We start from the raw sequence: 13,268 nt of genomic DNA, 5'->3' as shown, positions 1-13,268 counted from the left end.
TGCCGCCTGCCGCCCGTGCAGGAGGGCAGGGGCTGCACGCGCTTCGAGGCAAGAACTGCTGAACTCCCCGCGCGAGGCCCGTAAGCCTGGCAGACTAGGTGTCATGGCTTACACCCTCGTACTGCTCCGCCACGGCGAGAGCGATTGGAACGCGAAGAACCTGTTCACCGGTTGGGTCGATGTCCCGCTGTCGGAGAAGGGCCGTGCGGAGGCGGTTCACGGCGGCGAGCTCCTCAAGGAGGCCGGGGTCCTCCCGGAGAAGCTCTTCACCTCAACGCTGCGCCGTGCAATCATGACCGCCAATCTGGCCCTGGACGCCGCAGACCGCCACTGGATCCCGGTCGAGCGCCACTGGCGCCTCAACGAGCGCCACTACGGCGCCCTCCAGGGCAAGAACAAGAAGGAGATCCGCGACGAGTACGGCGAGGAGCAGTTCATGCTCTGGCGCCGCTCCTACGATGTTCCACCGCCGCCCATTGAGCTGGGATCCGAGTTCTCCCAGGACACCGACCCGCGCTACGCCGGCGAGCCCATTCCGGTCACCGAGTGCCTTAAGGACGTCCTGGAGCGCCTGCTGCCCTACTGGGAGGAGACCATTGTCCCGGAGATTAAGACCGGCAAGGTGATTCTGATTGCCGCGCACGGCAACTCCCTGCGCGCCATTGTCAAGCACCTTGACGACATCTCCGACGCGGACATTGCCGGTGTTAACATCCCCACCGGCATTCCGCTGGTCTACGAGCTCGACGAGGAGACCCTCAAGCCCGTGAAGAAGGGCGGCCGCTACCTCGACCCTGAAGCCGAGGCGAAGATCGCCGCAGTGGCCAACCAGGGCAAGTGAGCCCCTTGACTGACTCCCGTGGCCCCGGCCTCCGGGACTGCGCGGCCTGAACCGCGCGACGGCGCCGGCCCACCCCGCTGAGGGTGGGCCGGCGCCGTCGCGGTTGGTCGCGGTTGGTTTCGTGGCCGCGGCGGCCCGCGGCCATCGCGCGCCGCCGTCTACCGGCCCGGTGCGGGGTGCCGGCTCAGTGCAGGGCGTCGGCGTCCTCATTGTCATGCGTCTTGGGCATGGTGGCCCCCGACACCAGGTAGGAGACGCGTCGCGCCACCGAGGTGGAGTGGTCCCCGAAACGTTCTAAGAAGCGCCCCAGGAGGACCGCGTCCACAACCTGCTGGCGGGTCAGCTCATTGGCGGGGTCGAGGATCATCTGGAAGGACTGGCGGTGCAGGGCGTCGAGTTCGCCGTCGTTGGCCTGGATGGCCATGGCCAGTTGCACGTCGCGGGTCTCAATGAGGCGGGAGACGTCCTTGCCGGCCCGCACCGCCAGGTCCGCCATCTGCAAGACAGTGCCCAGGACGGGCTCGGGGACCACCGGCTCGGGGTAGCGGCCCCGGGAAATGGCGGCGACGTGCCGGGCGAGGTCGCCCTGACGCTCCAGGGTCTGGGCCACGCGCAGCGCCGAAAGAACATTGCGCAGGTCGCCGGCCACGGGCTGCTGGCGGGCCAGCAGCATGACGCACATGTCGTCAATGTCCCGCTGAAGGTCGTTAATGCGCTCGTCGGCGTCAATGACCTGCTCGGCGATAATAATGTCCCCGTGGCGGAGGGATTCGCTGGCCCGCTCGATGGCGGTGGCGACCTGCCGGGCCATTGACTCCAGGTCGGCACCGAGCTGCTTGAGCTCCTGGTTGAAGATGTCGCGCACGAGGCGGCTCCTGCTGTGTGTCGGGGCTTGTGTGGCGGGGCTCGCCCCAGACGACCCCACCCCATAACCTAGAGTGTGTGGACTCGGGTTGGTTGCTGATCGTGGTCGCGATCGTCGGTGTCGCCCTGGGCACCGCCATTGGTCTGGCCCTGAGCGCTTCGGCCCGGGACCGCTATGCGGCGGCCCTGCGCACCGACTCGGTGCTCGATGCCAGGGGCGAGGTGCTTCCCGTCCTGGCCGCCCTGCGCTCCACCGTCGTCGTTCTCGACGACGACGACGAGGTCTTGCGCGCCTCCACCGCCGCCTACACCTTCAATATCGTCCGCGACGACGCCGTATGCGAGCCGCAGGTCGCCCAGATGGTGCGGACCGTGCGCGCGGAGGGGGCCGTGGAGGACTCTGACATCACCGTGGCCCGCGGGCGCCTGCCCGGGGCCGGGTACTTCTTCCTCCACGTGCGCGTCGCCCCCATTGGCCGGGGCCGCATTCTGGTCCTCATTGAGGACCGCACCGCCGCCCAGCGCCTGGAGCAGATGCGCCAGGACTTCGTCGCCAACGTCTCCCACGAGCTCAAGACGCCGGTCGGCGCCATCTCGCTGCTGGCGGAGACCGTTGAGGCCAGCGCCGACGACCCGCAGACCGTGCGCGAGTTCGCCGGGCGCATGGGCAAGGAATCCCGGCGCCTGGGGGTCCTGGTTCAGGAGATCATTGAGCTCACCCGTCTGCAAGAGGGCGACGCCCTGGCCTCCCCCGACGACGTCGAGGTTGACTCCGTGGTCGCCGAGGCCCTGGACGCGGTGCGCGTGGAGGCCGAGGCCAATCAGGTCACCCTGGTGTCGGGGGGCTGCCAGGGGCTCATGGTGCGCGGGGACTCCGCCCTGATCACCACCGCCGTGCGCAACCTGTTGGACAATGCGATCCGCTACTCCGGGCCGCGCACGCGCGTGAGCGTGGGGGTCAGTGTGGACCCCGCCCACGAAGACCTGGTGCGCATTGCCGTGGTCGACCAGGGCATTGGCATTGCCAAGGAGGACCAGGACCGGGTCTTCGAACGCTTCTACCGGGCGGACAAGGCCCGCTCGCGAGCCACCGGCGGCACCGGCCTGGGCCTGAGTATTGTCAAGCACGTCGCCGCCGACCACGGGGGCACCGTCGAGTTGTGGTCGGCCCCCGGCCGGGGCTCAACCTTCACCCTGGTCCTTCCGCGCCTGCACCCCGCCGAGAACGAACCCGACCCGGAGCAGGAGGCCGCCGCGGCCGTGGCCACCGGTGCGGCCGGCGCCGCCTTCGCCGCCATTGCGGCGATCTCCGCACCGCCGTCGTCGTCCCCCGAGCCGGCCGCCGAACCGAGTGCTCAACCGGGGGCACCCCAGGACGGCACCGCCCACCCCGGTTCTGAAGGGAGCCCGCCGTGACCCGCATCCTGCTCGTCGAGGACGAGGAGAACTACCGCGCCCCCCTGGCCTTCAGCCTGCGCCGAGACGGCTTCGAGGTGGTCGAGGCCGCCGACGGCGAGGCCGCCATGTCCGCCTTCAAGGCCGCCATGGCCCCGGGCGGGACCGGGAGGATCGACCTGGTGCTCCTGGACCTCATGATCCCGCGCCTACCGGGCACCGAGGTGTGCCGCCGCATTCGCACCACCTCCACGGTGCCGGTCATTATGCTCACCGCCAAGGACTCGGAGATCGACAAGATCGTGGGTTTGGAGATCGGTGCCGACGACTATGTCACCAAGCCCTACTCCTACCGCGAGCTCATTGCCCGCGTGCACGCGGTCCTGCGCCGCTACCGCGACCCGGACCCCGCCCCCGCCGAGGAGCTGCTGGAGGTGGGGCGCGTCGCCATGGACGTGTCGCGCCACGAGGTGCGCGTCGACGGTGAGCCCGTTGCCATGCCATTGCGGGAATTCGAGCTCCTCGAGCTCTTCTTGCGCAACCCCGACCGGGTGCTCACCCGGGCCCAGCTCATCGACCGTATTTGGGGGGCGGACTACGTGGGGGACACCAAGACCCTCGACGTCCACGTCAAGCGGATCCGCGCCAAAATCGAAGTCGAGCCCAGCGAGCCGAGGATGCTCACCACGGTGCGCGGGCTGGGCTACAAGCTCGGGGCGGGGCAGTAGGAGAGAAGTAGGCGAAGAGCGGGAGAAGAAACAGTGGGGGAGGAGTAGGAAGAGGCTCGGGCGGGCCAGTGCGCCCGGGGCGGTTGTGGGGCGATTGCGCCAATAAGACGCCGTCTCGTCTGTGAGCAACCTCCCCGATCTTTGCGTGTTATCACCTGATAAAATGAGGGCTCTGCTATCAGTCGGGAGTGACGTCACCTATGACCTTTGAAGTCGGCGAGACCGTCGTCTACCCGCACCACGGCGCAGCCCGGATCATTGACATCCGCCAGCGCAAGGTGCGCGGTGTGGAGAAGACCTACCTGCAGCTGGAGGTCGCCCAGGGCGACCTGACGATCCTCGTGCCCGCGGACAGCGTCGAGCTCATAGGTGTGCGCGACGTCGTTGACGCCTCTGGTCTGGAACGGGTTTTCGAGGTGCTGCGCGCCCCCCTGACGGAGGAGCCCACGAACTGGTCACGCCGTTTCAAGGCCAACCAGGAGAAGATCGCCTCCGGTGATGTCATTAAGGTCGCCGAGGTCGTGCGCGACCTCTCCCGCCGGGACACCGACCGCGGCCTGTCCGCCGGTGAGAAGCGCATGCTCTCCAAGGCCCGCCAGATCCTCGTCTCCGAGCTCGCTCTCGCCCAGAAGACCGCGGAGGAGGAGGCTGAATCCCTCCTGGACGAGGTTCTCGCCTCCGGCACCGCCGCCTGAATCGCTCAACCAGCAGGCGTCCGGCCCCCAGCACCTCCATCTCCAGCGCTCGGCGGCGCATCGGCGGTTGGGTCCGCCGCGCACCGGGCGCCTCGGCATCGAGGACGCCGAGGCGCCCGTCGTCTTCCGGTAGCGTCCGGGGCATGACGTACCGCGCCCCCGCCTCCCCCGACGAGCGCACCCGCCTGGAGGTGGTGGCCGTCCTCACCGCCGCCGGCTCCGGGACCCGCCTGGGCGCCGGCGGCCCTAAGGCCCTGGTGGAGGTCGGCGGGCAGTCCCTGCTGCGCCGGGCCGCCCAGGGCCTGGCCGGCTCCGGGGTCATTGACCACCTGGTCGTGACCGCCCCCACCGGGCACGTCGAGCGTTTCACCGCCGAACTGGGCGCCTTGACCACCAGTCACGAGGTGGTCCCCGGATCACCCGCCTCGCGCCAGGCCTCCGTGGCGCTGGGGCTGGCCGCCGCCCTGCGGACCAGGCCCGCCGCGGGCGTCGTCCTCGTGCACGACGCCGCCCGCGCCCTGACCCCCACCGCCGTGGTGCAGCGCGTCGTGGCGGCCGTCCGGGCCGGCCACGACGCCGTCGTTCCCGCCCTGCCGGTAACCGACACCGTCAAGGAAGTGCGCCCCGCAGAGCCCTCGCCGGCCCCGGGCGGGCGGGCACCCCGGGCGGCCGACAGCGCCGCGGTGACGGTCGAGGAGGTCACCGGCACCCCCGACCGCTCCCTCCTGCGGGCCGTCCAGACCCCCCAGGGCTTCGCCACCGCCACTCTCGTATCCGCGCACCGCCAAGGCGCCCAGCGCGCCGGCGACGAGGCGCTGGCCGCCTCCGACGACGCCGGGCTGGTCGAGGCCCTGGGGGGGAGGGTCGCCGTCGTCGCCGGGGACCCGCTGGCCATGAAGGTGACCACGCCCCTGGACCTGGCCCTCGCCGAACTACTGGCCGCCCGCACGGCGCGGACGTGACCGAATCGCGTATTGGGTCTGATCCGGACCCATGAGCCGTAGGGTGGCCGCATGACCACCTCATCCCCATCCCGCGGCGCCGCCCCCGCCTCGCCCGACGCCGCCCCCGCAGACGCCGCCAATGGCATCCCCCACCGCTCCCGCCTGCTGACCTGGCCGGTGGTGGCCTGGGGCCTGTGGGACTGGGGGTCGGCATCCTTTAACGCCGTCATCACCACCTTCGTTTTCACCGTCTACCTCACCAGCGCCTCCTTCGGGCCCCCCGCCGACAATGAGTCGGCGCTCAGCCTGGGGCTCACCATTGCCGGCGCCTGCATCGCCCTGCTGGCCCCCGTGACCGGGCAGCGGGCCGACCGGGCGGGGCGCACCGTCTTCTGGCTGGGCGCCTACACGGCCATAGTCGTCGCCGTCTCCGCCTCACTGTTCTTCATCCTGCCCGAGCCGGGATACCTGTGGCCGGGGATCGTGCTGCTGGGCGTGGGCAACGTCTTCTTCGAACTCGCCTCAGTCAACTACAACGGCCTGCTCTCCCAGCTCACCTCCAAGGACCGGGTGGGCGCCGTCTCCGGCCTGGGCTGGGGCATGGGCTACCTGGGCGGCATCGTCCTACTCATAATCCTGTTCATCGGCTTCATTAACCCCGAGGTCGGCTGGTTCGGGGTCACCAGCGACAACGGCCTCAATATCCGCGCCTCCATGCTGGTGGCGGCCCTCTGGTTCGGGCTCAGCGCCATCCCGGTCATGATCACCCAGTCCGGGGAGCGGGCCCGGCGCCACCGCCAGGCGCTCGACGAGGACGCCCAGCGCGGTGGCGCCCGCGAGCTCGCCGCCTTGGAGCAGGAGCCGGCCCCGACCTCCACCACCCCGGGCACGGTGCGTCGCGAGTCCTTCCTGGCCTCCTACAAGCGGCTGTGGCGCACGCTGGTGGCGCTGCGCCGCACCCACCCCGAGGTCCTGTGGTTCCTGCTGGCGGCCGCCATCTTCCGTGACGGCCTGGCCGGGGTCTTCACCTACGGGGGGATCATTGCCCAGAACACCTTCGGCTTCTCCAGCGGCGACGTCATCGTTTTCGCGATTGCCGCCAATGTGGTGGCCGGGGTGGCCACGATCGGGGCCGGGCGCTTGGACGACTACCTGGGGGCGCGTCGGGTCATTGTGGGGAGCCTGAGCATCCTCCTGGTCGCCGCCGCCCTGGTCTTCGTCCTGCACGACGCCGGGCGCTGGGTTTTCTGGACCCTGGGGCTCCTCCTGTCGGCCTGCGTGGGGCCGGCCCAGTCCGCGGCCCGGTCCTTCCTGGCGCGCCTCATCCCCGAGAGCCGCGAAGGTGAGATCTTCGGCCTGTACGCCACCACCGGGCGCGCCGTGTCCTTCCTGGCGCCGGCCATGTACGGCGCGTCGATCTGGGTCGGCACGAAGGTGGTGGGCGCGGGCGCCGGATACTGGGGGATCCTCGGCATTATTACCGTCCTCGCCATTGGGCTGGCGCTCATGATGCGGGTGGAGGACCCTGCGGGCCACATTACCGACCTGGGGGACTGAGCCGGTTCGGGCTCGGCTCCGCAGCGATCCGCGATCATCGGCGCGCTCATGCTGCCCGCGCGAGCGCTCGCGCGGGCAGCATGAGCGCACGCGGGCGGGCGGGCAGCATGAGCGCACGCGGGCGGGCGGGCAGCATGAGCGCACGCGGGCGGGACGAAGGCGCATGACGTCACTGGGGCGCGATAACCTGCGCGCGAGGGCCGCCCAACATCCCCTGCCCGTGCGGCCCTCCGCCGGTGCGCTCCCGGTCCTTCCAGCCGGGACGGTCGGCGCGTGCTCCCGGATACCACCGGGCGCACCGGGCTCTACCCCCATCTTCCCGCATGATCATTGACAACCGCGATCTTGTTCTCAAGGGGCTCTTCGGAGTCCTGCCCGCCCACCTGGAGCCTTACGTCCGCTCGTCGCTCGGCGATCAGTGCACGCCGGCCCGACTCAGATCCCTCCTGTCCGGCAGCGGCGCCCCTGGCGACGTCCCCGACCTCGCCGACCTATCGACTCAAATCCGCATCCTGACTGCGCGCGGCAGCGACGGGCGCTACCTCATGCCACTGCCGGCGGGGTTGGGGAGCAAGCTTCACGAGGTCCGTCAGTTCCGCAATAGGGCGGTTCACGGCGAGAACCTCGATTCGGACACTGCCCTGGCGGCCCTCGTGGCCATTGCCGAAACGCTGCGAATGATCGGGGCCGAGCAGGGCAGACGGGAGATCCGTGAACTCATCGACGCCCTCGACGGGGGCAGGGGCGCCCACCGCGAGCCGCTTGAAGCCGTCAGCGTCGACGTGGACTGCGGCACCACCGTGAGTTACGCCCACGCCGTGGCGGGTCAACGATTCACCGTGTCGATCAGCCTCGGGTGCAAGGCCCGCCCCGGGGGCTTGGCGGGCGTACCGGAGCCCCCCGGGGACCGGCACTCCGATGAGCGGAGTCGCGCCGAGCGTCAACTTGGGACCGTCAAGGTCAGGATCGTCCTTGTCGAGGAAGGCGGGGGTCGTGTCGTCACCGAGCCCTGGGACCTCGTGTGGGACACGGGCGCCGGGGACCTGCGCGCTACCGGCGATCTGAGAACCGACCGGGCCGCCCTCCTGCAGGTCGAGCAGGTCGGCACGACGCATATCCGCGTCGAGCTCGCCAATGGCGACGGCGCCCGGACGGTGAGGCGCGCGGGCCCGACCGTCCTGCCGCCGCGCCAGTGGCGCCTGGAGGACCACCGCCCCTCGGCGTGCGCCGCCCTGGCGACTTTCGTCCAGCCCGGTCAGGCAGCATGCGCGGAACTGGTGCGCAGAGCGCGTCAGCGGGCATCGTCCCCAGCGGGCCGCTCCACGGTCGCCCCCGGTCCGGACGCCCTGGCGGCATCCGCCTGCGCCGTGCTGCGTCGGCTCCGGATCGCGGTTGGCCCCGCCGCACAATGGACCGAACCGCAGACGGTGCGCAGCGCCGCAGCGGTGCTCGATCTGCGCGAGGCGAGCCGTCTCGACATGGCGGTGCTCATCGCCGGAGTGCTGGAGAACCTGGGCTGCGCACCCATCCTCCTGCTGACCCCGAGCACCGTTCTCCTCGGCTACAGCCGCGGCCAGGACGGCTCGGTTCCTCATTCACCCCACGAGGTCATCAATCTCGTTGAGAGCGGGGAGTGGGGCGTCATTGATTCCGAACATGCGGTCGCCGTCCACCAACCGGGCGGCCAGGTCCGTCGCACGCTCCTGTCGGCCCTATCCGAACTGCTTCTCGTGGTGCCCATCGAAGAGGCGCGCTCCAATGGTGCGCTGCCCCAGCCGGCCCTCGACCGCGACGAGGACGCCGTCGTTGAGGTGGCGGCCGCGCCGGCCCCTCAGGAAGAGGAGGCCGCGACCCCGACGCCCGCGGGCCCGACGCCCGCGGGCCCGACACCCGCTCAAGGCGGCCCGGGCCCGGGAGGAGACGCGACCCCGACACCCGCGACCCCGATGCCTGCGGGCCGAGCAGCGGAATCCGCCTCGACGACGGCCCCCCAGGCGAAGGGGGCTGCGACCGCCCCGGCAGCCGTGCCGGGCGGCGCGGTGCCCCGGCACGTCGAGGACTGGAAGAAGGACCTGCTGGACCTCTCGCTCCGCAACCCCCTTATCAACGTCGCCTCGTCCCGGGTCATTAAGCTGGAGGTCGCGCCTCAATCCCTCGGTGAGTTGGAGGACATGGTCAACGACCGCCAGCTCATCGCCCTGCACCCGCGCGCCCACGGTGCGGAACGTACCGGAGAAGCAACACCGAACGGCCAGGGCATTGAGCCCGCCTCCCTGCTGACGGAGCAGCGCGCGGTCCGCGTGGACCTGAACCGGGCCGAGTACGCGCAGCGCCTCCAGTCCGTCGCCGCCAACGCCCGCACCACCGTCGAGGAAACGGGCGCGAACAACCTCTACCTCACTTTGGGGACTCTCGTGTGGCGCACGGGCGGGCGGCTTCTCCGCTCGCCCCTCGTCCTCGTGCCGGTCGTCCTGGAGCGCACCGGTGAGGGCTATGGGCTTCAGCTTGATGAAACCGGGGTGTCGACCCCCAACTACTCACTGCTGACGCGCTTCGCGGCCGAGACCGGCATTGAACTCGCCGAGCTCCGTGAGCCCGTACGCGACGAGCACGGCATCGACATTGAGACCACGCTCGCGCAGGTTGATTCCCGCCTTCGCCACTGCGGTCATGAGGTGCGGATCGAACGGAATGCCCGCCTTGGCATGTTCCAGTTCTCCACCTACCGGATGTGGCGAGACCTGGAGGATTCCTGGCCGACGATTGTGAGCAATCCGCTGGTGGGGCATCTCATGAACGCGCCGGAATCGTCCCCGGGGAGCGTGACGCTCCCGGCGGAAAATGAGCCCGATATCAACGACGTCGTGGAGAATCTTCCGTTGATGGCCGATGCCGCCCAGGCGCGCGTTGTGGCCGACGCCGTTGCGGGACGCAACCTCGTTGTCGAGGGGCCGCCGGGAACAGGCAAGTCCCAGACTGTCGCCAACCTCATTTTCCGGGCACTGGCCACGGGCAAGACGGTCATGTTCGTCGCGGAGAAGACCTCGGCGCTCGACGTCGTCGCCCGTCGTCTGCGCGAGGAGACCGGCATTGGGGATCTCCTGCTCAACCTGCACGACAACGGCGTGAAAGCAGCGGAGGTCCGTCGGACGCTGCGGCGCGCCGACGACCTCACGGAGGCCGGCGCAGGCTCCTCGAAGGGTGAGTTGGAGACGCTGCGTGAGCGGCTCGCAGTCATCCGCGGGCAGCTGGATACGTACCGGAATGCGCTCCACGGCTCGGGAAGGCGGGGCCACTCCTATTACCGTGCGCGCCAGGCATTCATTGAGGCGCGCGATGAGGGGCGCCCTGAGGCCGAGCAGTTGCGGGCCGACTTCGAGGCCGTCGCCCGGGAGTGCGGACTCGATGGCTTCGACCCGGAACGCCACGCCGAACTCCTTGAGGACTACCGCACCACGCAGGAACGGTTGCACACGGCCCTGACCGGAGAGCTGGCCGCATCGGTCCTGGCCCGGCGGGACCGGCTCTTCCGCGGCGAGCATTCTCGAGTTGAGGATCTGCGCCGCGAGCTGGGGCTCCGCAAGGCGACAATGAGCGTGCGAGAGCTCTTCGCGGCCTACGGCGACCTCATCACTGCGCTGACGCCCTGCCTGCTCGTCTCCCCGGACTCGGTAGCGCGTTTCCTGCCACCGGATGGTCCCTACGTTGACATTGTCGTCTTCGATGAGGCTTCCCAGATCACGGTGGCCAACGCCGTTGGCGCCATGGGGAGAGGTCGTTCCGCGGTGGTCGTCGGGGACCCGCAGCAGATGCCGCCCGCCGCCGTGGCGGGCGCTGCCAGGGGCGAGGCCCACGAGGGGATGGCGCATCCGGACAGGGTTTCAATCCTGGACCGGTGCATCGCGGCCGGCGTCGCCACGCGCCGCCTGACATGGCACTTCCGCAGCCAGGTGGAATCCCTCATCGCATTTTCTAACGCGCGCTACTACGACGGCGCCCTACTGTCCTTCCCGAGCCCTCTCATTATGGGGGCGCAGGGGGACGATGGACTTAGTGGGCACGGCATTAGCCTGCGACGCGTCAAGGGCACCTACTACTCCGAGAGATCCGCTTCGAAGGGTCGCCGCGTGAAGCCGAACACGAATCCTCATGAGGCGTACCAGATCGTCGAGGAGGTGGTCCGCCGCTTTGAGGCGAGCCCGCACAAGACGCCCTCCCTGGGGGTCATCACCTTCAATAAGAACCAGCGCGATCTCATTGAGAATCGGCTGCGTGAAAAGGGCTCGCAGCGCATTATCACCTCCCTTGAAGAGCGCGACGGGCTCATGGTGCGGAATCTGGACAATGTCCAGGGGCAGGAGCGGGACACGATCCTCTTGTCGACCACGGTCTCCGCCAATGAGCGTGGAGATATTCCGCTCAACTTCGGATCCCTCAGTCACGCCGGCGGCGAGCGGCGCCTCAACGTTGCGATCACCCGCGCCCGGCGCCAGATCATCGTCTTCTCCAGCTTCGACCCTGAGGATCTTCACGTAGACCGAACCACCCACCAAGGGCTCAAAGACCTGCGCGACTATCTCATGGTGGCGCGTGATGGTAGCGCACCGCGGGCGCTGCCGGTCTCCCGCGGCGTCGTGGACCGCCACCGCAATGAGATCGCCGAGAGCCTGCGCGATGCGGGCCTGCAGGTGAATGTCGGAGTCGGGCATTCGAGCTTCGAGGTTGACCTCGTCCTGGCCGATCCGCAGCGCGGAACGCCTCCGAAGGTCGCCGTCCTGCTCGACGGGCCCGGCTGGAACCAGCGGGGCAGCACCACGGATCGCGACCTGCTGCCGGTGTCCGTCCTGCGATCCATGGGATGGAGCCGTATCGAGAGGATCTGGATGCCACAGTGGGTGGCCGACCAACGCGGGGTGGTCACCAGTCTCGTAGAAGCGGTCGGCAGCAGCCCCCTGCCCCAAGCGCCTCAGGGCTCCGCGGACGATGTCCCGGCGCGCCGCCGGCCCGCGAAGACCGACCCCGCCCCGGCCGGGAATGTCACCGACCATGAAGCGGCTCCCGAGGGGACTGTGAAGCCGGCCGAGGGAACCGTAAAGCCGGCGTGGTCCGTTCCGTCCGCCACGGAATACCGTCCATGGCCGGCCGAGGCCTTGCACCCGGTATCGGAGCTCGACCGCGCCTGCACGGATGAGGACGCCAGGGCCAAGGTCATTGACATCGCCCGATCCATCTGTGGCGTCGAGGCACCGCTCACGCGGCATCGGCTCATTGTCAAGATTTGCCGCACCTTCAGCCTGCAACGCACGACCGCTTCCCGGGAGGCTTCAGTGCGCCGGATCCTGGGGGAGGCCTTCGCCTACATCGATGAGTGCGACTTCGTGTGGAGAAGCATGGATTCCCGTCGGATCGCCCCCGCATACCGCCGCAACGCCCTCGACCACGTGGATTCCATTTCCGAGATCCACCCCGATGAACTGACCGCGCTCATGGCGGAGATCCTCGCCGACTCTCCGGGTCAACTCTCCAAGGAGGAACTGTGCCTCAAAGCCCTGCGGCGCTTGAGCGCTAAGAAGCGCAAGCTGAGCGCGCGCGGAGTCCTACCCGCGCTCAGCGAGGCCCTGGAGCGGGCCCAGGCGCACCGGGACTCGGCAGGCCGAGCCAGTGGCGATGCCTGACGGCGGTGCAGCCATGGCGGGCGTTCGCGGGTGGCGAGCCACAGGCGGTGGCGACGCGACTCCCGCACAGCAGCACGGCAATAAGACATCTGACTCGATCCACCGTGCTCTGTTTCATTGGTTCCCCCGCCTATAGCCGTTATTGTAGTTCTTGTCACAGTCATCCAGACTTAAAGCGAGACCGGGATTGACGGTGTTGTCCGTGTGGGTGACGAAACGAACATGGAGCAGGACAAAAGCCTCCTCATCGAGTTTTGAACTATCCATCTGCCCATCTGTGTCCACGAGTCCGGGAACCACGGCGTTCGCCTGGTTGGCCGGAATTATTCCCAGTGAGATCAGTTGGATGATTGTCATGACAGTCATCGCTCTCTGGGCGCCACCGGCTTCTTCGCGCATGAAATCGATGTCGCCAATAACGCTAGCGAGGTTTTGAGTGCAGGAGGGTTATTCATGGGGTGTTGTAGGTGAATATGAGGGCTAGTACTGCGGTGATTGTTGTGTTGAATGTGTTCAGGGGTCTTCGGTAGTCGTTGTGGAGGATTCTCCAAGTCTTGATATTGGCGATG

At 68.8% G+C, this 13,268-nt stretch carries 9 protein-coding genes; 7 read left to right on the top strand and 2 right to left on the bottom strand.

The features are described from left to right. Positions 1 to 103: 103 nt before the first annotated feature. Complete coding sequence (locus EUC46_RS08625) at positions 104 to 841, top strand: phosphoglyceromutase (RefSeq protein WP_128773767.1); 738 nt, start codon at positions 104 to 106, stop codon at positions 839 to 841. Positions 842 to 1,025: 184 nt separating this feature from the next. Here the strand turns inward: EUC46_RS08625 and phoU are convergent, their stop codons facing one another. After that, the gene (phoU, locus tag EUC46_RS08620) at positions 1,026 to 1,706 is read right to left on the bottom strand and encodes a phosphate signaling complex protein PhoU (RefSeq protein ID WP_128773766.1); all 681 of its coding nucleotides are present in this window, start codon (positions 1,704 to 1,706) and stop codon (positions 1,026 to 1,028) included. Between the two features lie 77 nt (positions 1,707 to 1,783). Here phoU and EUC46_RS08615 point away from each other — a divergent pair, with 77 nt between their 5' ends. The 6 genes from EUC46_RS08615 (at position 1,784) to EUC46_RS08590 (ending at position 12,699) form a co-directional block, all read left to right on the top strand. Continuing rightward, positions 1,784 to 3,121 carry a sensor histidine kinase gene (locus tag EUC46_RS08615; RefSeq protein WP_128773765.1) on the top strand — a complete coding sequence of 446 codons (1,338 nt, stop codon included), beginning with the start codon at positions 1,784 to 1,786 and terminating at the stop codon, positions 3,119 to 3,121. Then, positions 3,118 to 3,828 carry a response regulator transcription factor gene (locus EUC46_RS08610; protein WP_128773764.1) on the top strand — a complete coding sequence of 237 codons (711 nt, stop codon included), beginning with the start codon at positions 3,118 to 3,120 and terminating at the stop codon, positions 3,826 to 3,828. Before EUC46_RS08615 ends, EUC46_RS08610 begins: the two co-directional genes overlap by 4 nt. Positions 3,829 to 4,028: 200 nt before the next feature. Next, positions 4,029 to 4,523, top strand: coding sequence for a CarD family transcriptional regulator (locus tag EUC46_RS08605; RefSeq protein ID WP_128773763.1), 495 nt, complete (start codon positions 4,029 to 4,031; stop codon positions 4,521 to 4,523). A 143-nt stretch (positions 4,524 to 4,666) separates the two neighbouring features. After that, positions 4,667 to 5,485 (top strand): IspD/TarI family cytidylyltransferase, encoded by an 819-nt coding sequence (locus EUC46_RS08600; protein ID WP_128773762.1) that lies wholly within the window; start codon positions 4,667 to 4,669, stop codon positions 5,483 to 5,485. Positions 5,486 to 5,536: 51 nt separating this feature from the next. Beyond that, entirely contained in the window at positions 5,537 to 7,024 is a 1,488-nt protein-coding gene (locus EUC46_RS08595) for an MFS transporter (protein ID WP_128773761.1), read from the top strand. 323 nt (positions 7,025 to 7,347) lie between these two features. Next, on the top strand, positions 7,348 to 12,699 hold the full coding sequence (locus EUC46_RS08590) for a DUF4011 domain-containing protein (RefSeq protein WP_241655497.1): 5,352 nt from the start codon (positions 7,348 to 7,350) through the stop codon (positions 12,697 to 12,699). Positions 12,700 to 12,813: 114 nt separating this feature from the next. Here EUC46_RS08590 and EUC46_RS08585 read toward each other — a convergent pair whose 3' ends face one another. Further along, positions 12,814 to 13,098: a hypothetical protein gene (locus EUC46_RS08585; RefSeq protein WP_128773760.1), complete on the bottom strand. Its 285-nt coding sequence runs from the start codon at positions 13,096 to 13,098 to the stop codon at positions 12,814 to 12,816. Between the last annotated feature and the right edge of the window lie 170 nt (positions 13,099 to 13,268).

This window comes from Actinomyces oricola (assembly GCF_004104015.1).
Classification (GTDB): domain Bacteria; phylum Actinomycetota; class Actinomycetes; order Actinomycetales; family Actinomycetaceae; genus Actinomyces; species Actinomyces oricola.
This window is presented reverse-complemented; position numbering and strand designations above follow the sequence as displayed.

Bases quoted from the DNA above. Each gene is read 5' to 3' on its own strand.
- EUC46_RS08625 (WP_128773767.1), top strand. From the start codon at position 104: ATGGCTTACACCCTCGTACTGCTCCGCCACGGCGAGAGCGATTGGAAC.
- EUC46_RS08605 (WP_128773763.1), top strand. From the start codon at position 4,029: ATGACCTTTGAAGTCGGCGAGACCGTCGTCTACCCGCACCACGGCGCA.
- EUC46_RS08600 (WP_128773762.1), top strand. From the start codon at position 4,667: ATGACGTACCGCGCCCCCGCCTCCCCCGACGAGCGCACCCGCCTGGAG.
- EUC46_RS08595 (WP_128773761.1), top strand. From the start codon at position 5,537: ATGACCACCTCATCCCCATCCCGCGGCGCCGCCCCCGCCTCGCCCGAC.
- EUC46_RS08590 (WP_241655497.1), top strand. From the start codon at position 7,348: ATGATCATTGACAACCGCGATCTTGTTCTCAAGGGGCTCTTCGGAGTC.
- EUC46_RS08585 (WP_128773760.1), bottom strand. From the start codon at position 13,098: ATGCGCGAAGAAGCCGGTGGCGCCCAGAGAGCGATGACTGTCATGACA.